Raw genomic sequence first — 19,766 nt, 5'->3', positions numbered from 1 at the left:
GTAGGCAAAAGCGAAAAATGTTACGTATGTCTACTGCAACAACGAGCACCAAATCTTCCGGAAAGACCTTCTTCGGTCATCCCGGTGCGCTCGCAAGCCTGTTCAGCGTCGAGATGTGGGAGCGATTCTCCTTCTACGGCATGCAGGGCTTGCTGGCCTACTACATGTACTACTCGGTCACCGACGGCGGCTTGGGCATGGACCAGGGCCTGGCCCTGTCGCTGGTCGGCGCCTACGGCGGTGCCGTATACCTGTCCACCATCCTGGGGGCCTGGCTCTCCGACCGCCTGTTCGGCTCGGAACGCGTCCTGTTCTTCTCTGCCATCGCGATCATGCTCGGCCACATCGGCCTGGCCCTGTTGCCAGGCTATGTGGGCCTAATCGTCGGATTGGTCCTCGTTGCCATCGGCTCCGGCGGCCTGAAGGCCAACGCCGTAGCCCTGGTCGGCTCCCTGTACTCCAAGGATGATCCGCGCATCGATGCAGGCTTCTCCCTGTTCTACATGGGCGTGAACATCGGCGGCCTGCTCGGCCCGCTGCTCACCGGCTGGCTGCAGGTCAAGTACGGTTTCCACATCGGCTTCGCGGCCGCAGCTGTCGGCATGGCCATCGGCCTGGCGATCTACGCCATGGGCCGCAAGAAGCTGCCCGAATCCGGCCGCATCCCGAGCAACCCTTTGCCGGCCGCCGAGCGCAACCGCTACGTGGTCATCTTCGTCGCCGTGATCGCCCTGATCATTGCCGCATTCGCGTCCAAGATCGTGACCCCGCAGAATCTGGCAAGCACCATCGCCTACGTGGTGATCGCCGCGTCGATCGTGTACTTCGCATTGATCCTGCGCAGCAAGAAGGTCAACGCCACCGAACGCAAGCAGGTCTGGGCCTTCATTCCGTTCTACATCGGTTCGGCTGCCTTCTGGGCCCTGTTCCAGCAGCAGTTCACCTTCATCGCCGCCTACTCGGACCAGCGGCTGGACCGCCACCTGGGCAGCTGGGAAATGCCGCCGAGCTGGGTCACCTCGATCAACCCGGTCTTCATCATCATCTTCGCCGGCATCTTCGCCGCCCTGTGGACCAAGCTGGGCAAGCGACAGCCACGCACCTCGATGAAGTTCGGACTGTCGCTGGTGGTTGTGGGCGCGGCCTTCCTGCTGTTCATCCCGCTGGAATCCTTCGTGAAGACTCCGCTGCTGGCGCTGGTCGGCATCCTGCTGCTGTGCACCTTTGCCGAGCTGCTGCTCTCGCCGGTGGGCCAGGCAATTGCCACCAAGCTGGCGCCGGCCGCCTTCGGCACCCAGATGATCGCCTTGTTCTTCCTCTCGGTTTCGCTGGGCACCACCCTGTCGGGTGTGCTGGCCGGCTACTACACCGAGGGCAATGAGATCCCGTACTTCATCGGCATGGGCGGCACCGCCGTCGTGCTGGGTATCGCCATGATGGCAGCTACCCCGGCCTTGAAGAAGCTGATGGGCTCGATCCACTAAGGCCCCGGACATCGGCACTGCTGCGGCGCGGATTCCCTCGGGAATCCGCGCCGCAGCCTTTTAATGTCTTAACGAAGGACCAGCAACTCGCCAATCTCGCACTCCAGGGCCTGGCAGATGGCCACCAGGGTGCTGAAACGGATGGCCTTGGCCCTGTCGTTTTTGAGCACCGACAGGTTCACCACCGAGACATCGACCAGCTCGCCGAGCTGGACGACCGTCATCTTGCGCTCGGCCAGCAATTCGGTCAGCCTGCAGTGCACATTGCGCAACTCCACGGATCAGACCAGCCCATCGGTCTCGGCGCGCAGCTGTTCGTTCTGACGCACCATCACCATGCCGGCATTAACCAGCTCAACCACCACCAGGATAGCCAGCGCCATGAAGAGCGGCGCGAATTCGTAGTTGATGGAGAAAGCGGGAACCGGCCACGGGGACGGGCCGGCGAATACCTGGTCTCCGGTCATGGAGTAGCCGTCCACCCGCAGCGTTTCCTCACCTGCCCGGTAGGTGCCGATGCCGGTGAGCGTCTGGCCGATGAGTGTTCCGAGGGCCAGAGCGCAGGCGGCAAGCCGCCCGGAGCGGAGCAGCGAATTGCTGAACGGCTTGCCGGCCAGCAGTTTGCTGCACAGTGCGATGACCGCCGCCAGCACCGCGATGACGGCCAGGCCGGAAACCAGGGAGCCCGCGGCAAGCAAGCCGCGGGTTGCGGCGCCGAGGTTTGCAGCGGTCACGGTCACCGTGGTGATTTCGCTGCGTACGACGTCGCCGTGGTCCGGCGTCACGTCGCTGACCGCGGGAAATTCAGGCCAGTACGGCTCGACCGGCACCTGGAGGGTCGATTCACCGTTCACGATCGCCGCCGCGGTACCGACGAGCACGGATCCGCCGATCAGCACCACGCCGACCCAGGCGACGATCCGGGTGAAAGCGACGACTGCGCTGATATCTGAAGATTTGCGACGCAGCACGTAGAGGATCCCGAGGACTACCGCGGGAAGGACGAGCACCAGCAGAAGGGGCAATACCGCGAACATGGCGATCCTATCGATAGTCGTTAATAACGATTATCGTTAAGATAGCACCGTCCTGGGCGCTGGCCTAGGAGTAATTCAGGTCGTTGTAGGCGTAGTCCGTGTAGTCATAGATGGCCCCGGGCATCCAGAGGACCAACCAGATCACCAAAGCATAGAGCGATACCGCGATCACCAGCGCGATCCAGGAGGTGATCAGCCCAGCCAGCGACAGCGCCCGCGAGTTCGGTTCACGCCGGTAGCCGAGGTGCCCGGTGATCACTCCGGCCAGCGGAACTAGAATGATTATGGCGAAGCCCAGCATCGAAAGGATGCCGAGCACCAGCGACGCCACCGACAGCCCGGTCGATTCCGGCGGGCGCTGGTAGGGGTTTTGCGGGTATGGGTAGTAGCTCATCACTATCCATTGTCTACGACCCCGTGGACATCGCACCACCTAGGAGACACACGCAGTGGCACACGAACGAGCCGGGCAGCCGGCGCAGGAAACCGACCTGATCGATCTTCAGGCGGTGATCGACGCCTACACCCGGATTGTGCCTTCCAGCGCGAACCCAGACCAGGCAGTCATCTTCGGCACCTCCGGCCACCGCGGCACATCGCTGAACGGCACCTTCAACGAAGCGCATATCGCCGCGATCACCCAGGCCGTGGTCGATTACCGCAACAGCGCGGGCATCACTGGGCCAATGTACGTGGGCAAGGACAGCCATGCGCTCTCCGAGCCGGCATACGGCACCGCGCTGGAAGTGCTGGCGGGCAACGGCGTCAGAGTGCTGGCCGATGACGGGCTGACTCCCACTCCAGCGGTCAGCCACGCAATCCTGGTGCATAACGCCAGCGGCGGCGAGCAGGCCGATGGCCTGATCATCACGCCCTCGCATAACCCGCCGACCGACGGCGGCATCAAGTACAACCCGCCGCATGGCGGACCGGCCGAATCCGAAATCACCGGGCCCATCGCCGCACGGGCCAACGAGCTGCTGGCCAGCGGGCAGATCAAGCGCGGCGAGCCCAATGCCCAGCCATTCGACTTCCGCGAACTGTACATCGCCGATTTGGCGGAAGTGATCGATTTCAAGGCCATCGCGGATTCCGGAATTTCCATTGGCGCAGATCCGCTGGGTGGCGCTTCGGTCCACTACTGGGGCGAGATCGCCCAGCGCTATAACCTGAACCTCGAAGTGGTCAACGAGTCCGTGGATCCGCGCTTCGGCTTCATGACCCTGGACAAGGACGGGAAGATCCGCATGGATTGCTCTTCCGCCCATGCCATGGCCTCGCTGGTGGCCAATCGCGAGAAGTACGACATCGCGACCGGCAACGATGCCGACGCCGACCGCCACGGCATTGTCACCCCGGATGCCGGCCTGATGAACCCGAACCATTTCCTGGCCGTGGCCATCGACTACCTGCTCACCCATCGCCCGCAGTGGCCGTCCGATGCCCAGATCGGCAAGACGCTGGTCTCATCGGTGCTCATCGACAAGGTGGTGGCCTCCCACGGCCGGGTGCTGCGCGAGGTGCCGGTGGGCTTCAAGTACTTCGTTGAGCCGCTGGCTTCGGGCAGGGTTGCCTTCTGCGGCGAGGAATCGGCTGGGGCAAGCTTCCTGGACTTCTCCGGCAAGGCGTTCAGCACCGACAAGGACGGCCTGATGCTGGCCCTGCTGGCCAGCGAGATCCGCGCGGTAACTGGCAAGAGCCCCAGCCAGTTGCATGCCGAATTGGTCGAGCGCAATGGTCCCAGCTTCTACGACCGCTTCGATGCGCCTGCAAACCGCGAGCAGAAGGCCCTCCTGGGCAAGCTGGATCCTTCGATGGTCACTGCCACCGAGCTGGCTTCGGATCCGATTACCGCCAAGGCCACGCAAGCGGCCGGCTTCCCGATTGGCGGTCTGAAGGTTTCCAGCGAGCACGCATGGTTTGCCGCGCGCCCGTCGGGCACCGAAGACATCTACAAGATCTATGCAGAATCGACAAAATCACCCGAACATCTGCAGCAGGTGCTGGCAGAGGCCCGGGTGATTGTCGATGCCGCGCTAGCTGGCTAATTCAGCTTCGCGGTCCATGGGTCGATTTCCACGGCTGGCTGCTTGCGGGTAGCCAGCCAGTGGCCCAGCCACAGCAGCAGGAAGATCGGCAGGCCGATGTAGCTGGAAGCCATCTGCAGCAGGTTTCCATCCAGGATGGCCTGGTAGTTCTGGCCGGCGATCACAACGATCAGGATCACGAAGGCAAGGATCGGACCCAGCGGGAACAGCGGCGCCTTGTACGGGAGCTTCGCCAGATCCTGTCCGCTGGCAATGTATGCCGTGCGGAACTTGTAGTGGCACACCGCGATGCCCACCCACGCGATGAACCCGGACAGGCCCGAGACGTTCAGCAGCCAGGTATAGGCCGAGCCCTGCCCGATGATCGCGGTCAGGAAGCCGAAGAGGCCCACCGATGCGGTCATCAGCATGGCCGGCATGGGCACGCCGCGCTTGTTCAAGCGGGCGAAGATCTTTGGCGCCTTGCCGTCCAGCGCCATCGAATAAAGCATGCGTGCAGAGGCATATAGCCCGGAGTTGCCCGCCGAGAGGATGGCCGAGAGGATCACCGCATTCATCAAGGCCGCGGCGAAGGCCACGCCTGCGCGCTCGAAGACCAGGGTGAATGGCGAGGTGGTGATATCAGATGCCTCGGAGGAGAGCAGCGACGGATCCAGGTATGGGATCAGCATGCCGATTACGAAGATCGCGCCGATGTAGAACAGCATGATCCGCCAGAAGATCGCCTTGATGGCCCGCGGGATATCGCGCTTGGGGTTCTCTGCCTCGCCGGCGGCCACGCCGATCAGCTCCGTGCCCTGGAAGGAGAAGCCGGCAATCATGAACACCGAGACGATCGACAGCCAGCCGCCAACGAATGGCGCCTCGCCCTCGGTCCAGTTGCTGAAACCTGGCGTGGAGTCGCCCAGGATGCCGAAGATCATTGCGACACCGCAGATCAGGAAGACCACTACGGTGATGACCTTGATCGCGGCCAACCAGTACTCGCCCTCGCCAAAGGCCTTGGCGGACAACGCGTTCAGGCCGGTGAGCAGCGCCAGGAAGACGGCAGCCCAGATCCATCCCGGAGTATCCGGGAACCAATAGGACATGATGATCCCGGCGGCTACCAGTTCGGCAGCCACGGTGATTGCCCAGTTGAACCAGTAGTTCCAGCCGATCGCGAAGCCGAAGTGGCGGTTCACGAAGACCGTCGCGTAGGTCTGGAAGGACCCGGCGACCGGAAGGCGGGCGCTCATTTCCCCCAGTGACTGCATCAGGAGCAGCACCATCAGGCCAATCAGCGCATAGGCCACCAGCGAACCACCGGGTCCTGCTTGCGCAATGGTGCCGCCGGAAGCGACGAAAAGTCCGGTACCAATCGAGCCGCCAATGGCAATCATCTGCATATGGCGAGCTTTGAGGCCACGCTTCAGACCGTCTTGGGACGGTGCGGGCTCAGTCATGCGTTACATCTCCTGATGCTTGAAAATTTCCAACCTATCAATCCAAGCACCCTGACAAGCCACAACACTATGAACCGCGCTACAGTAAGCGATCAATAATCTTTCGCTTAGCCCATGAATACGGAGGATATATTGCGCTCAGGGTGTCAACTACCGTCGTTTTGTTGAGTTCAGAGCGCATCTGTGAAAGCCGCTCGAATCCGTGCCTGCCATGGTAGGCCCCCATCCCGCTCGGTCCGATGCCGCCAAAAGGCAGGGTTGGAACGACCATCTGGACCAGCGGGGCATTATGCACGATTGAGCCGGCGCGCACCCGGTCGGAGAAGATCGACTGCAGCCGCGGGCTTTCGCTCATCAGGTAGGCAGCCAGCGGAGACGGCCTCCGGGCGATGAATTCGAGGGCCTCCTCGAAGCTTTCCACCTCGATCACTGGAAGAATTGGACCGAATATCTCCTCGGTCATCAAGCTTCCTTCAAGATCTGGATTGCGCATGATGCTCGGTGCGATGCGCAGTGTTTCCTCGTCATATTCGCCTCCGAAAACCACCTCGCCCTGCTCGAACATCGACAACAGCCGGTCGAAGTGCTTGCGGCTGACGATGCGGCCGTAGTCCGGGTGGGTCAACGGCTCCTTGCCGTAGAAGCTGGTGATGGCCTGGCCCAGGCGCTGGATGAGCTCAGTGGAGTCCCCAATGCTCAAGACATAATCCGGGGCCACGCAGGTCTGACCGGAATTCATGAATTTGGCATAGGCGAGGCGCTTTGCCGAAGCCAGCGAATCGTTTTCCACCACGGCCGGCGATTTTCCGCCCAATTCCAAAGTGGTTGGCGTCAGGTGCTTTGCCGCCGCGGCAGCCACGATCTTGGCCACGCGTTCACCGCCGGTGTAGAAGATATGGTCCCAGCGGGCGGCAAGCAGCTCGGTGGATGTGTCCACTCCTCCCTCAACGACCGCATAAACACGTTCATCCAGGTAGACCGGGAGGAACTTGGCCAAGACGCCCGAGGTGGCCGGAGCCAGCTCGGATGGCTTGATCACCGCGGCGTTGCCGGCGGCAATGGCCGCGACCAGCGGTGCGAGTACCAGCTGGACCGGGTAGTTCCAGGCGCCGATAATCAGCACGACGCCCAGCGGACGCGGCTCCACCTTGGCCATGGCCGGCTGCAGGGCCAGCGGAACTTTGACGCTGGTGGAATCCATCCATTCAGCGAGGTGGCGTTGGGCGAAATCTATTTCTGCGCGCACCACGTCGATCTCGGAGAACTTGGCCTCGGTGGCGCTCTTGCCCAGGTCTTTAGCCAGGGCCTGGACAAAGTCTTCCAGATGCTCGTCGAGCATCTTTTCCAGGGCCTTGAGCTGCTGCAGGCGGAAGCGTCGCGGATGCGTGATCCGGGTGTCAGCGGAACGCCGCAAATGGCTCAGAACTGTTGCGATGCGTGATGGATGCTCGTCCACCGGAGGTGCGGAATCGCCGACCGGTTCGGGCAACGGCGTGGAAGTAAACAGACCCATGTTTTGAGCGTACGGCAACGAGGCGGATATTCACTGATTAATTCACGAAGGGATTCAATATGTATCAAATAGTTGATACATTAATGGCCATGAGCCAGGTCCCGGCGAGCGCCATATCCATCGCTTTCGTTGGCGCAGTCATTTACCTGTGGTTGCGCTCCGTGGCGCATCGGCGTGAGGCACCGGCCATCGTCCGCGCCCAGTCGCACTCATTCTGGTGCGCATTGATCGCATTCTTCGCTTCGACTTCGTGGGATCTGCCTGAGACGTGGCGCATTCCTATGAACGGGACCGATTCGAGTTCGGTTTTCGCTGCAGCTCTCTCGCCGGGAATCTGGATTCTTCTCGTTTACCTCATTGGCTTGTTCACCTGGCCCAAGGAACTCCAGCCGGTGCGCACCGCCTCACTTGAGGCGCGCACCCTGGCGACGCCGTTCCCGAGGTCCCTGGGGATTTTCGTCGCGCTGTTGCTTCTGGCCGCGGTGGGATTGCTGTGGCCGGCCTCCCGCGTCGAAGGGAGCGTTGGCATCCCGGAGTCGGAAACCACTATGTTCGATTCTGATGGCAGCTACTCCTACACCTCTGCGGGCCCAACCGATGGCCTGCTGCCCGGAAACCAAATGCTCCCGGTCTTCATCGTGGCTCTGGCAGGTATCGTCGTGGCCGCCGGAGTGATTGCAGCAGTGATCCTGAACCGGCGCCCCTTGGCCGGCATCACCGCCGAAGACAACCAGGCCTTGCGCACGGTATGGCTCAACCGGTTGCTGCGCAATACCGGTATCGTGCTGCTGGCATTTTGCGTATCGGTGGCCAATTACTCGCAAGGCTATTCAACCGGTGGACCGTACGAGTTATTGAACTATGGCGCCCTTGCGGTGGCTCTTACGCTGTTCTTCTGGGGCCCGCGCACCACATTCTCGGCTCACTCCACCATCAGGGAACGGACCGCCTTCTCGCGCTTGCGAGATCAGCTCTTCGCATTGCAATACACCACGGCTACCCTTGCATTGCTCGCCGTTGCCATCGGCTGGTCATTCCTGCCCGTGGATGAGGAATTCCGGATGCCGACCAATGAACGAACTACGTGGATCCTGGTGCTCTTTGCCGGTGCGGCATTGCTCTACATCGTGCTCAATACGCTGTATCTGGGCTACGCCAGCAAGGTGCCTCGGCAGGCGAGTGCAGCACCAAAGCATCATGCACCCCTGCCCTTGTGGTCCTACATCGCCGCTGGCTTGCTGGTTGCCATCTGCGCTTACCTGCTATTGGATCCACCGCTGGAGACGCTTTGGGGGTTCGCTCCTCCGAACCGGGGACTAGTCATCGGGCTGTTGCTGCTGCTTGCGGCGGCGCATATGGGCTTCACCTGGTCCTGCCGCCGGGCGACTATTCCCTGGGCCGTCTCGCCAGCTGAAGAAATCTGGTATCGGCGGGTTCTGGAGCTGCGGTCAATGCGCGTTGCCACCAGCGCTGTGCTTGCCATGCTGCTGATTGGCTACGGCTTCCCAGCAGGCCTGGGGCTGTTTGCACTTCTGGTCTTCGTTGTCCCAGCGGTGATTTTCCTGGAGCGTCCTGGTACCGCGATGGTGCGTGCACAGCAGCCGACAGCAGCATCATGAGCACGCAAATCAGTATCGACCTCGCGGCGGCCACTGCACCCTACGAGCAGATCCGCTTGCAGATCGCCTCGCTGATCACCCTGGGAGAATTGCCCGCAGGCAGCAAGCTGCCCACCGTGCGCGCACTGGCCACCGACCTCGGCGTTGCTGCCGGAACGGTAGCGCGCGCCTACAAGGAACTGGAAGCCGAAGGTCTGATCACCTCCCGGCGGCGAGCCGGCACAGTGGTCAACGAACGGCTTCGGCCGGTGGATGCCAGCGAAGACTTGCTGGCCGCGGTGGATCACCTCTGGTCGCTGGCGGCCGCCCAGCAGGTCGATGCGGCCACGCTCAAGGCCTTGGTGGCGCGGCGCGAGCGTAAGTAACTTGTCCTTGGAACCGCTTGTGCGTACGCTCTATGGCAGTGACACGGGGTGTCGGAACAACCGACTGAGATGAGACCCGTTGAACCTGATCTAGTTCACGCTAGCGGAGGGATGTCGCATGGCTTTGCATGCAGTTGCCCAAGAATACCGGCAACAATCACCTTTGGTTTTCTGCCTGACCAACACCGTCGTAGCAAATTTCACCGCCAATGCCCTGCTGGCATCCGGCGCGTCCCCGGCCATGACGGATCTGCCCGGAGAGGCCGGCCCCTTCGCAAAGGCGGCTTCCGCCGTCTTGGTGAATCTGGGAACTCCGAGCACCGAGCAGCTGGCCGCCATGGAAGAAGCCGTGCAATCGGCGAGCGCAGCAGGCACCCCATGGATCCTTGATCCGGTGGCGGTCGGCGCCCTGCCGGTGCGCACGGATTTCGCGCGGCGCATTGCCCGGCAACGCCCGGCCCTGATTCGCGGCAACGCCTCGGAAATCCTGGCCCTGGCCGGACGGCAATCGGCTTCACGCGGTGTAGATGCCTTGGATGACGTCTCTGCCGCCTTGGCGGCTGGACGCGAGCTGGCCGAGCGGCATGACTGCGTGGTGGCCATTTCCGGCCAGTCCGATGCCATCATCGATGCCACGCGGACGGTCCTGGTGCACACCAACGGAATCGGCTTGACGCGGATCACCGGCGGCGGTTGCGCGTTGGGCGCGTTCTGCGCCGGCATGATTGCGGTCCACGATGACCCGTTCGAGGCCGCCATCGCGGCCCACGGCTTCTACGGGCTGGCCGCTGAAAAGGCCCTGGAGAACAGCACAGGTCCGGGCAGCTTCGCCGTCGCATTCATTGATGCGCTGTCCGCAACCGATCCAGAAGAACTTAAGACTTTGAAGCACGAGGAACTGAACCATGCATAATTACGGAGCCTACCTGGTAGCCAATACTGCCAGCTGCACCCCGCGCAGCACCCTGGAAGTGATCGAAGGCGCCGTCGCCGGAGGAATCCAGTGGATCCAGCTGCGCGCCAAGGATGAAACCGCCCGGGAATTCTTCGAGCTGGCCTGCGCGGCCGCCAAGCTCACCGAGGGCAAGGCCCAGTTGCTGATCAATGACCGCATCGATGTCTACCTCGCGGCGCGGGCTGCCGGCGCAGCCGTGAACGGCATCCATATCGGGCAAAAGGATGTGCCGGTGCAGTTGGCCCGGCAGATCATCGGCGAAGGTATCATCGGACTGAGCGCTTCCAGCGATGAGCAACTGGCCCAGGCGAACAAGGACGCCGCGGTCATCGACTATCTCGGTGTGGGGGCCGTCCGCGCCACCCCGACGAAGAAGGACCATCCCACTCCCCTGGGCCTCGACGGCTTTGCGCGTGCCACGACGCTGGCCTCACTGCCCTGCGTGGCAATCGGTGCCATTACCCACGAGGACGCGGCGGCCATCCGTGCCGGCGGCGGAGCGGGCATGGCAGTGGTCCGCGCCATCTGCAATGCAGAGGATCCGCAGCAGGCCAGCGCGCAGCTCGTTTCGGCATGGGAGGCCGCCAAATGAACATCTTGTCCATCGCAGGATCCGATCCTTCCGGTGGCGCCGGAATCCAGGCGGATCTGAAGGCCATTGCCGCCAACGGCGGCTACGGAATGTGCGTGATCACCGCCTTGACCGCGCAGAACACCCATGGGGTGTCCGGAGTGCAGGCGATCAGCGGCGATTTCGTCCTCGCCCAGCTTGAAGCCATCAGCGCGGATATCCGCATCGATGCAATCAAGATCGGGATGCTCGCCAACGCCGAGGTGATCCGCGCAGTCACCGGCTGGCTGGAAACCGTGGATGCTCCGGTAGTCCTGGACCCGGTCATGGTGGCCACCAGCGGAGACCGCCTGCTCGATGGCGAAGCGGCGCTCGATTCGCTGCTGGACCGGGCCACGGTGATCACCCCGAACCTGCTGGAACTGGCCAGCCTGCTGCGCGAGCCGGTAGCCGCATCATGGGACGAGGTGCTGCGCCAGGCCCAGCGCCTGGCGGCCAAGCACGATGCCCTGGTGCTGGCCAAGGGCGGGCATCTGGCCGGGGCGGTCTGCCCCGACGCGCTGGTAGCAGCGGACGGGGTGCGCTGCGAGCTGCACGGTGCGCGCCATGCCACCAAGAACACCCACGGCACCGGCTGTACCCTCTCCAGCGCCCTGGCCACCCGCTTCGCTGCCACCGGAGACTGGACCGCCGCGTTGGAGCAGTCCAAGGCGTATCTGTCAGCGGCAATTGCGGCGGCCGACCAGCTGCAGGTGGGCAGCGGGCACGGCCCGGTCAACCACTTCGCCGGGTTCTTCGCCGGCGCTGATCCGATGGCCGGCTGGTGGGAGGACATCGCGGGCCTGCGCGCGGGCATCGACGAGCTGGCGTTCATCATGCAGCTGGCCGACGGCAGCCTGGAACGCGAGAAGTTCGAGTACTACCTGGCCCAGGACGCCCTGTACCTGCAGCGCTACGCCCAGGTGCTCGCGCAGGCCAGCGCGCTGGCCCCGGACCTGGATGCGCAGCGCTTCTGGGCCAACGGCGCCGGTCAGATCCTCGAGGGCGAGCTGCAGCTGCACCGCAGCCACCTGGTGGAAGGGCTGGCGAACCCTTCGGCGACCACGCTGAACTACGTGAACCACCTGTCCTCCTGCACCGGGAGCTATGCGGAGCTGATCGCCGCAATCCTGCCGTGCTACTGGCTCTACCAGGACATCGGCAAGCGGCTGGCGGCGGCTAACCATGCCGGGCACCCCTACGGCGACTGGCTGGAGACCTATTCCTCCCCGGAATTCGACGAGGCCACCGCCCAGGCGATCGAGATGGTGCGCACCGCGTGGACGCTGGCCGACCCGGCGCTGCGAGAGAAAATGCGCCAGGCGTTCCTGCGTTCCAGCGAGCACGAGCTGGCGTTCTTCGCGCAGGCCCACGAGAACCGAGTAGAATTCTCTACGGCCTGAAACCCGCAGGGCCGGGAAGGGGAATCATGAGTTGGAGCATCCACGGCAACGGCAAGACCATCACCGAAGGCGAGGTAGTTGCCCCGGATGAGCGGCTGCATTGGCCGCAGACCGTTTCCATCGGCGCCCAGCACATCCTGGCGATGTTCGGCGCCACCATCCTGGTTCCGACGCTGACCGGATTCCCGGTGACCACCACCTTGCTGTTCACCGGCTTGGCCACCATCATCTTCCTGCTGATGACCAGGAACAAGGTGCCCAGCTACCTGGGTTCCTCCTTTGCCCTGATCGCCCCGGTGGTCGCGACCACCGGGTCGCACAGCATGTCCGGCGCCCTGGGCGGCATCGTGATGACCGGCGTGCTGCTGTTTATCGTCGGGCTGATCGTGCAGAAGACCGGCACCGGCTGGATCCATACCCTGATGCCGCCGGTGGTCATGGGCACCATCGTTGCGCTGATCGGCCTGAACCTGGCCAGCGCCACCCTGGCCCCGATGAAGGACTTCCCGCTGACCACCTTCCTGACGGTGATCTTCACCGTGGTGGCCACGGTGGCCTTCAAGGGCCTGCTGGGCCGGCTCTCGATCCTTGTCGGCTTGGTCTGCGGCTACCTGGTGGCGCTGGCCCAGGGCCAGGTGGACTTCTCCAAGGTGGGCGACGCCGCATGGTTCGGCTTGCCCGAGTTCCACACCCCGACCTTCCATTTCGATACCGCGCTGATGTTCCTGCCTGCGGTCTTCGTGCTGATCGCCGAGAATATCGGCCATGTGCGCACCGTGGGCGTGATGACCGGCCGCGACCTGTCGGCGTTCAACGGACGGGCGCTGATGGCTGATGGCGCCGCCAGCGTGCTCGCCGGTTTTGGCGGCGGCTCGGCGACCACCACCTACGCCGAGAACATCGGCGTCATGGCCGCCTCGCGCGTGTACTCCACCGCCGCCTACTGGATCGCCGCGATCGTGGCCATGTCCCTGGCCTTCCTGCCGAAGTTCGGCGCCTTGATCGGAACTATTCCGGTAGGCGTGATCGGCGGCCTGGGCATCGTGCTCTACGGCATGATCGGCATCGTCGGCGCGCGCCTGTGGATCGAAGCGAAGGTGGACTTCGGCAATCCGATCAACCTGATGACCGCGGGCACCGGCCTGATCATCGCAATCGCGGTGACCAGCGAAATCGCTTTCGGCCAGTTCCAGCTCGGCGGCATCGCCCTGGGCTCGATCGCCACCCTGGTGGTCTTCCACCTGATGAGTGCCGTGGCCAAGCTGCGCGGCAACGACTTGGCCGACGCGCATAAGAGCGCGAAAATCTAGCAAGAAATATTTCGGCAGGCCGGCAGTGCGCGTTAGCGCACTGCCGGCCTGCTTTTTAGCGCAGGAATTCCCCTGCTGGTCAGGCGTGAAACAAAACGGTTGTTCAGGCCACGCAAAACGTTAAAGTAAGGAATCCTTCCAAATTGTGATTGATCTCCCAAGAAAATTCGGAAAATCTGGATTCTGCGGCGCTCGAATCCGATAGCATGGCACATTGTGACTGCGACAACACCAGACGGAAAACTCTCCGCGCGACTCATCTTCATCGCCCTCGGTGCTGCCTTGGGCGGGTTCGTTTTCGGATATGACTCATCAATCGTCAACGGCACCGTGGACGCCGTCGAGCACGAATTCGGGCTCAACGCGGTAACCATCGGCTTCACCGTTTCCTGCGCCCTGCTCGGCGCGGCACTGGGAGCATGGGTGGCCGGCATGGTCTCCGAACGCGTGGGACGCGTGCGCACCATGCTCATCGCCTCCATCCTGCTGGCCGCATCGGCCCTCGGCTGCGGCCTGTCCTTCGGCGTGGCCGACCTGATCATCTGGCGCATCGTCGGCGGCATCGGCGTGGGCTTCGCCTCGGTGATCGCCCCTGCCTACATCGCCGAGGTCTCCCCCGCCGCGCACCGCGGACGCCTTGGCACCATGCAGCAGATGGCCATCGTGCTGGGCATCTTCGTGGCCTTCCTGGTCAGCGCGATGCTGGTCTTCGTGATGGGCTCGGCAGATGCCATCGGCCTATTCGGCTTGGCCGCCTGGCGCTGGATGTACCTGTCGCTGCTGGTTCCAGCGGCGCTCTACGGCCTGCTCTCGCTGCGACTTCCGGAATCCCCGCGCTATCTGGTCGAGCGCGGCCGCTATGTCGAGGCAGCTGCCGTGCTGACCCGCGATATGGGCATGAAGGCCGGAGCCGATACCGAGAAGAAGATCGAGGAGATCCGCGCCACCGTGCACATCGAGCGGCGCCAGGCTTTCAAGGACCTGCTGGGACGCTTCGGCTTCCACCCGCTGGTGTGGGTCGGCATCCTGCTCTCGGTCTTCCAGCAGTTCGTCGGCATCAACGTGATCTTCTACTACTCCACCACGCTGTGGAAGTCCGTCGGCTTTGCCGAATCGGACTCCTTCACGATTTCGCTGATCACCTCGGTGACCAACGTGGTGGCAACCATCGTGGCTGTCCTGCTGATCGACGTTCTGGGACGTAAACTCCTACTGACCATCGGCTCGGCCTTTATGACCCTGTCTTTGGGCATGATGGCAGTGGCCTTCGCTCAGTCCGTCACCATCGACGGTGCGGTATCCCTGCCAGGTAACTGGGGCATCGTTGCTCTGATCTCGGCCAACCTGTTCGTAGTCGGCTTCGGCGCCACCTGGGGCCCGGCCGTATGGGTATTGCTCGGCGAAATCTTCCCGAACTCCATCCGCGCCATGGCGCTGGGTGTGGCTGCTGCAGCCCAGTGGATTGCCAACTTCATTGTCTCCACCACCTTCCCGGCCCTGGCCGATGCCGGCTTGGCTCTGGCTTATGGCATTTATGCGGTCTTCGCGCTGCTCTCCTTGCTCTTCGTGATCTTCATGGTCAAGGAAACCAAGGGGCGCCAGCTGGAGGAGATGACCCTCTAGGCATCCCCTGGAGGCGAACCGTGCGCGTCGCGCAGCAGGAGGCAAGAACCCAAACCGGGTTCTTGCCTCCTTTGCATTCCGCGCTGCCTACCAGGCCTTGTTGGGCACCTCCGCGCCGGCCTCCCGTTGCAGCGAGAGCACATGCTCCAGGCTTGGCCTGCCTTCCAGCAGCGGGCCCTGTCCGGCGAGCGCAACGCTGATAGCTTGCCCTGGCTGCAGGTCGACCTGCTGGCCGCGCACCCAGATCGGACGCGAGAATTCCCCATGCAGGGTGAACTCGATGGCTTCGGGGCGCAAGCATACGGAAATCCGCATGCCCCGCCACCCCAGGTTGAAACGCAGGGCCCGGAATCTCTCCGGGAGCCGCGGATCGAAGCGCAGCCGGTCGTCATCGTCGCGCAGCCCAGCAAAGCCGTAGACCAGCGCCGACCAGACCCCGCCGGTCGACGCCACGTGCACGCCGTCAGCGGTGTTGCCGTGCAGGTTCTGGAGATCCACGTTCAGCGCATGCTCGAAGTACTCCCAGGCGAGATCCCGGTACCCCACTTCCGCGGCGAGGATCGACTGCACCGTGGCAGAGAGCGTCGAGTCTCCCGTGGTCAGCGGATCGTAGTAGTTGAAATCGGCGAGCTTCTGGTCGTCAGTGAAATCACTGGACCGCAGCCAGAGGGCCAGCACCGCGTCGGCCTGCTTGATCACCTGGAAGCGGTAGATCACCAACGGGTGGTAGTGCAGCAGCAACGGCCGCTTATCCGCACCGGTATTAGCCAGGTCCCAGACTTCGCGGTTCAGGAAGTGCTCGTCCTGCGGGTGGATTCCTACAGCTTCCGAATACGGGATATGCATGCAGTCGGCAGCCTTGAGCCACAGCGCGAGCTCCTCGTCTTCCAGCGTGTGCCGGCTGGCCAGTTCCGCATACTCCCGCGGATGCTCCTGGGCCATTTCGGAGAGCAGCTGGGCGCTGCGGCGCAGATTGAAGCGCGCCATGACATTGGTGTAGAGGTTGTCGTTGACCACCGCCGTGTACTCATCGGGCCCGGTGACCCCATGGATGTGGAAGCTCTCGTTGCCCTGCTCGCCGCGCCAGAACCCCAGCGAAGCCCACATGCGCGCAGTGCCCACGAGGATCTCGGCCCCGCCGGCCAGCAGGAATTCGTCGTCCTCCATGACCCCGAGGTACCGGTTGAGCGAATACACCACGTCGGCGTTGATATGGTACTGCGCCGTGCCCGCCGGATAATAGGCGCTGGCTTCCTCGCCGTTGATCGTGCGCCAGGGGAAGAGCAGCCCTTCCTCGTTCATGGTCCACGCCCGCCGGGTCGCTGCCGGAATCATCGAGACCCTGGCGCGCAGCGTATTGCGCGCCCATTGCTGGTTCGTGTAGGTCAAGAACGGCATCACATAGATCTCGGTATCCCAGAAGTAATGCCCGGAATAGCCGTTGCCGCTCACGCCCTTGGCGCTGATGCCCAGTCCGTCGGCCCGGCCGGCGGCCTGGGCGAGCTGGAACAGGTTCCAGCGGATTTTGCGCTGCAGCTCGGGCTCATCGGTATCCACCTGCACATCGCTGCGTTCCCAGTAATCAGCCATGAAGCGGCGCTGGGCGCGGAAGTGCTCATCGATCCCCAACGGCACCAGATGCTCCAAGGCCCGCTCCGAACGCAGGAGCATCTCCTGGGCAGGATGGCGCCGCGAGGAGTGGTAGACCGCGAACTTGGAAACGCGCACGCCTTGCCCGGCGTCCAGCCTGGCGCTGATCACTTCATCCGCGCGGTCATCGCGTACCTTGCGGTCCACGGACAGTTCTGCCTGCGTCCCGCCGGTGGCTGACACCTCGTGCTGGACCATTGCCGCTACCGACATCCCCGATCCGAGGACCTCGTAGGAGACGCCCAGCCGCGGCCCATCGCTGTGGATGCCGGCAGGGTGCAGCGGATTGGCACGGACCGTCTCGCTTTTGCGCGGGTCAACGGGGCCCAAGGCATCGGCTTCCTGCGGGGACGCCACCTGGCGGCTGGAAGGATACCCGATCACCGAGGACTGGATCAGCACCTGGGCCGGGGCATCAAGCAGGCGCACATGCACGTCCTGCAGCGCCAGATGGCGATCGGTGAAGGAGATCATCGAGCGCGCGGTGACGGCCACGCGGTGGCCTTCTGCAGTTCGCCACAGGGTGTGCGCTGTCAGCGTCCCGTCAAGGAAATCCAAGCGCAGTTCGTCACGAACCATCTCGGTGCGGCCGACTTCCAGGGCCTCGTCATTGATGAAGACGCGCATGGTGCGGAAATCCGGGGCGCTGATCATGGTCTGACCGGTTTCGGCCAGCCCGAAGGCGCTCTCGGCATGGCGTATTTCCCAGGTCTCATGCAGCCCGTTGATGAAGGTGCCGCCGGCCTGGTCCCCCAAGCCCAGTTGCGCCGCCCGCGCGCCAAGGAAGCCGTTGCCCAGGGAGAACACCGTGTCCTCAGCGCCGCCGCTTTCGCGCTGGTTCCCGCGCCACAGCGACCAGGAGTCTTCTTCCCAGGCCTTGGCGTCATGCTCGGAGACCAGCTCGGACAGGTCATGGACCACGAAATGGGCGCCGGCGTCCAGCAGGGCCGCCTCGTTGTCTTCACGGGCCACGCCGATGACGCCGAAGCCTCCGGCACGCGCGGCGCTCACCCCGCTGGTGGCGTCCTCGATGACTGCGCATTCCTCCGGACGCCAGCCCAGATCCGCGGCGGCGGCCAGGAACGTGTCCGGGGCCGGCTTGCCCGCAAGCTGGCGCGCGGCGGCTTCCTGCCCGCCCATCACCAGCGGGAAATGGCCAGCCAATCCGGCGGCAGCCAGAACCATCCGCGCATTGCGCGAGGAAGACACCACCGCGACGTCCAGCCCGGCCTCCAGCACCTGCTGCAGGAAGGCCACGGAACCGGCGTAGGGGTCGATCCCGTCGCGTTGCAGCACCTGCGTGAACTTCTCATTCTTCATGTTCCCCAGGGCGCAGATGCTGTCCTCGCCGGGCAGGTCGCTTTCCTCGCCGCGCGGCAACTGGATGCCGCGGGATTCGAGGATGGCGGCCACCGCGTCATAGCGCGGACGGCCGTCCAGCAGGTTGAAGTAGTCCGCGGTCGTGTATGGAGCCACGCCCGGGTGCTTGTCGAAAAAGCCGGTGAAAAGTTCTTCCCACGCCTTGCGATGCAGCAGCGCGGTCGGGGTGATCACGCCATCCAGATCGAAGAGGACGGCCTTGTAATCACGATGTCGGTACTTAGGACGAAAAGCGTTCACAATCGAAATCCTTCGAAAGAGGAGCGTACTACTGGCCGTAGTCCTTACCGTAGCAACTCAACGCGCTTGCATCGACATACTACGATAAGAATGTGGCTCATTGGATAGATGCATGGAATAGCGATGACTGGCGTGAGGCTACCGCCGAATGGATCGACGCTGCGTGCGAGGCCTATGGCATCGCGCGCACCGCAGGACCCGACTTCTGGCCTGCCGATCTGCACCAGATCCAGGCAACGGTGCAGACCGATGTCGCAGACCTGATCTTCAGCGCCAACGCTCCGGGGCTGGCCTCCGAGCCGGCCACCACGGTCGTTGCCGGCCAGCTGCTGCCTGACCGCGTGGTGATGCCGTTGGCCATCGACCGGATCGCCGGTTACATGCTCAGCCCGGACTACGGGCACACCCTGGCGGACCTGGGCGATTCGGTGGAGAACTGGGAGCTGGCCATGGCCTCGCTCGGCTCCTTCCAGGTCGCGCTGATGGGCCACGAGGACGAATTCTTCGATTCAGGGGTCACCGTGGTTGACCCGCAGTTCCTGCCCGAGCAGTACGAGCAGGCACTGATGATGCACGTGTCATTGGACCCCTCCCACCCGCTGCACCTGGATGGTTCCAGCGCGGATAAGCTGGTCTCGCATCTGGGTGTGCTGAAGAAGGCCACCGGCGCCCTGCATGCCGGTGCGGTGCCGTTGAGTATCGAGCACGGCAGCTTCGACTTGTCGCAGGTCGTGGTGCCAAGCGAAACCGGGGAACACGGCCGCATCCTGAGTCTGGGCTCCGCGCATTGGGCGCACCCCTTCTCTTCGCTGAACACCCCGCTGGCCGCCATGTGCGAGGCATGGGATTGCGAAACCGGCGACGAGCGCGTGATGAAGGTGCTCTTCGCGTACCTGGACCAGTTCTCCGCCTACGGCTCGCCCGATGAGCTGTACGACCTGATCAATCCGGCCTGCCTGGTTGCGCCGCTCTCGCAGCACGAGACCTGGCTGCGCCTGCTCTTGGATGCCAGCGACGATCACCTGCAGGAGCATGCCCCGGCCGTGCTGGGTACCCTGGATATCTCCTAGGGCATATTTCCCAG

General features: G+C 63.5%; 16 protein-coding genes and 1 riboswitch. Of the genes, 10 read left to right on the top strand and 6 right to left on the bottom strand.

Annotation, left to right across the window (positions count from 1 at the left end; genetic code table 11):
- Positions 1-26 precede the first annotated feature (26 nt).
- Positions 27-1,484 (top strand): peptide MFS transporter, encoded by a 1,458-nt coding sequence (locus JOE62_RS01670; protein ID WP_204719851.1) that lies wholly within the window; start codon positions 27-29, stop codon positions 1,482-1,484.
- 68 nt (positions 1,485-1,552) lie between these two features.
- Here the strand turns inward: JOE62_RS01670 and JOE62_RS01665 are convergent, their stop codons facing one another.
- The 3 genes from JOE62_RS01665 to JOE62_RS01655 all read right to left on the bottom strand — a co-directional run bounded on the left by JOE62_RS01665 (position 1,553) and on the right by JOE62_RS01655 (position 2,915).
- A complete protein-coding gene (locus JOE62_RS01665) occupies positions 1,553-1,762 on the bottom strand; it encodes a helix-turn-helix domain-containing protein (RefSeq protein ID WP_038992680.1) in 210 nt (69 codons plus the stop codon).
- 3 nt (positions 1,763-1,765) lie between these two features.
- Complete coding sequence (locus tag JOE62_RS01660; RefSeq protein WP_204719849.1) at positions 1,766-2,521, bottom strand: hypothetical protein; 756 nt, start codon at positions 2,519-2,521, stop codon at positions 1,766-1,768.
- 64 nt (positions 2,522-2,585) lie between these two features.
- On the bottom strand, positions 2,586-2,915 hold the full coding sequence (locus JOE62_RS01655) for a DUF4190 domain-containing protein (RefSeq protein WP_204719847.1): 330 nt from the start codon (positions 2,913-2,915) through the stop codon (positions 2,586-2,588).
- A gap of 55 nt (positions 2,916-2,970) precedes the next feature.
- Between JOE62_RS01655 and pgm the strand changes: the two genes are divergently transcribed.
- Positions 2,971-4,569: a phosphoglucomutase (alpha-D-glucose-1,6-bisphosphate-dependent) gene (pgm, locus tag JOE62_RS01650; protein ID WP_204719845.1), complete on the top strand. Its 1,599-nt coding sequence runs from the start codon at positions 2,971-2,973 to the stop codon at positions 4,567-4,569.
- Here pgm and JOE62_RS01645 read toward each other — a convergent pair.
- Positions 4,566-6,014, bottom strand: a complete 1,449-nt coding sequence (locus JOE62_RS01645; protein ID WP_204719843.1) for an amino acid permease — start codon at positions 6,012-6,014, stop codon at positions 4,566-4,568. The genes pgm and JOE62_RS01645 overlap by 4 nt on opposite strands.
- 79 nt (positions 6,015-6,093) lie before the next feature.
- Positions 6,094-7,527, bottom strand: a complete 1,434-nt coding sequence (locus tag JOE62_RS01640; RefSeq protein WP_204719841.1) for an aldehyde dehydrogenase family protein — start codon at positions 7,525-7,527, stop codon at positions 6,094-6,096.
- 89 nt (positions 7,528-7,616) lie between these two features.
- Here JOE62_RS01640 and JOE62_RS01635 point away from each other — a divergent pair, with 89 nt between their 5' ends.
- From JOE62_RS01635 to JOE62_RS01605, 7 genes are all read left to right on the top strand, one after another.
- Positions 7,617-9,146 carry a hypothetical protein gene (locus JOE62_RS01635; protein ID WP_204719839.1) on the top strand — a complete coding sequence of 510 codons (1,530 nt, stop codon included), beginning with the start codon at positions 7,617-7,619 and terminating at the stop codon, positions 9,144-9,146.
- Entirely contained in the window at positions 9,143-9,511 is a 369-nt protein-coding gene (locus tag JOE62_RS01630; RefSeq protein WP_204719838.1) for a GntR family transcriptional regulator, read from the top strand. The genes JOE62_RS01635 and JOE62_RS01630 overlap by 4 nt, the downstream gene beginning before the upstream one ends.
- A gap of 34 nt (positions 9,512-9,545) precedes the next feature.
- Positions 9,546-9,640: riboswitch (TPP riboswitch) on the top strand.
- The gene (gene thiM / locus JOE62_RS01625) at positions 9,630-10,424 is read left to right on the top strand and encodes a hydroxyethylthiazole kinase (protein ID WP_204719836.1); all 795 of its coding nucleotides are present in this window, start codon (positions 9,630-9,632) and stop codon (positions 10,422-10,424) included. Its footprint overlaps the riboswitch before it by 11 nt.
- Entirely contained in the window at positions 10,417-11,058 is a 642-nt protein-coding gene (gene thiE, locus JOE62_RS01620) for a thiamine phosphate synthase (protein ID WP_204719834.1), read from the top strand. Before thiM ends, thiE begins: the two co-directional genes overlap by 8 nt.
- Positions 11,055-12,479, top strand: a complete 1,425-nt coding sequence (gene thiD / locus JOE62_RS01615) for a bifunctional hydroxymethylpyrimidine kinase/phosphomethylpyrimidine kinase (RefSeq protein WP_204719832.1) — start codon at positions 11,055-11,057, stop codon at positions 12,477-12,479. The genes thiE and thiD overlap by 4 nt, the downstream gene beginning before the upstream one ends.
- 26 nt (positions 12,480-12,505) lie before the next feature.
- Positions 12,506-13,789 (top strand): uracil-xanthine permease family protein, encoded by a 1,284-nt coding sequence (locus JOE62_RS01610; protein ID WP_204719831.1) that lies wholly within the window; start codon positions 12,506-12,508, stop codon positions 13,787-13,789.
- A gap of 216 nt (positions 13,790-14,005) precedes the next feature.
- Positions 14,006-15,412 carry a sugar porter family MFS transporter gene (locus JOE62_RS01605; protein ID WP_204719829.1) on the top strand — a complete coding sequence of 469 codons (1,407 nt, stop codon included), beginning with the start codon at positions 14,006-14,008 and terminating at the stop codon, positions 15,410-15,412.
- 87 nt (positions 15,413-15,499) lie between these two features.
- On the opposite strand, the gene JOE62_RS16580 is transcribed toward JOE62_RS01605, so the two are convergent.
- Positions 15,500-18,682: an HAD-IA family hydrolase gene (locus tag JOE62_RS16580; RefSeq protein WP_204719827.1), complete on the bottom strand. Its 3,183-nt coding sequence runs from the start codon at positions 18,680-18,682 to the stop codon at positions 15,500-15,502.
- Positions 18,683-18,774: 92 nt separating this feature from the next.
- Between JOE62_RS16580 and JOE62_RS01595 the strand changes: the two genes are divergently transcribed.
- A complete protein-coding gene (locus JOE62_RS01595; RefSeq protein WP_204719826.1) occupies positions 18,775-19,752 on the top strand; it encodes a hypothetical protein in 978 nt (325 codons plus the stop codon).
- Positions 19,753-19,766 lie beyond the last annotated feature (14 nt).

It is taken from the genome of Glutamicibacter nicotianae, from assembly GCF_016907615.1.
GTDB classification, from domain to species: Bacteria; Actinomycetota; Actinomycetes; order Actinomycetales; family Micrococcaceae; genus Glutamicibacter; species Glutamicibacter nicotianae.
This window is presented reverse-complemented; position numbering and strand designations above follow the sequence as displayed.

Excerpts from the sequence above, each read along its gene's own strand:
- thiM (WP_204719836.1), top strand. The coding sequence starts at position 9,630 with ATGGCTTTGCATGCAGTTGCCCAAGAATACCGGCAACAATCACCTTTG.
- JOE62_RS01610 (WP_204719831.1), top strand. The coding sequence starts at position 12,506 with ATGAGTTGGAGCATCCACGGCAACGGCAAGACCATCACCGAAGGCGAG.
- JOE62_RS01635 (WP_204719839.1), top strand. The coding sequence starts at position 7,617 with ATGAGCCAGGTCCCGGCGAGCGCCATATCCATCGCTTTCGTTGGCGCA.
- JOE62_RS01630 (WP_204719838.1), top strand. The coding sequence starts at position 9,143 with ATGAGCACGCAAATCAGTATCGACCTCGCGGCGGCCACTGCACCCTAC.
- thiD (WP_204719832.1), top strand. The coding sequence starts at position 11,055 with ATGAACATCTTGTCCATCGCAGGATCCGATCCTTCCGGTGGCGCCGGA.
- JOE62_RS01655 (WP_204719847.1), bottom strand. The coding sequence starts at position 2,915 with ATGAGCTACTACCCATACCCGCAAAACCCCTACCAGCGCCCGCCGGAA.
- JOE62_RS01660 (WP_204719849.1), bottom strand. The coding sequence starts at position 2,521 with ATGTTCGCGGTATTGCCCCTTCTGCTGGTGCTCGTCCTTCCCGCGGTA.
- JOE62_RS01645 (WP_204719843.1), bottom strand. The coding sequence starts at position 6,014 with ATGACTGAGCCCGCACCGTCCCAAGACGGTCTGAAGCGTGGCCTCAAA.
- JOE62_RS01640 (WP_204719841.1), bottom strand. The coding sequence starts at position 7,527 with ATGGGTCTGTTTACTTCCACGCCGTTGCCCGAACCGGTCGGCGATTCC.
- thiE (WP_204719834.1), top strand. The coding sequence starts at position 10,417 with ATGCATAATTACGGAGCCTACCTGGTAGCCAATACTGCCAGCTGCACC.
- JOE62_RS01670 (WP_204719851.1), top strand. The coding sequence starts at position 27 with ATGTCTACTGCAACAACGAGCACCAAATCTTCCGGAAAGACCTTCTTC.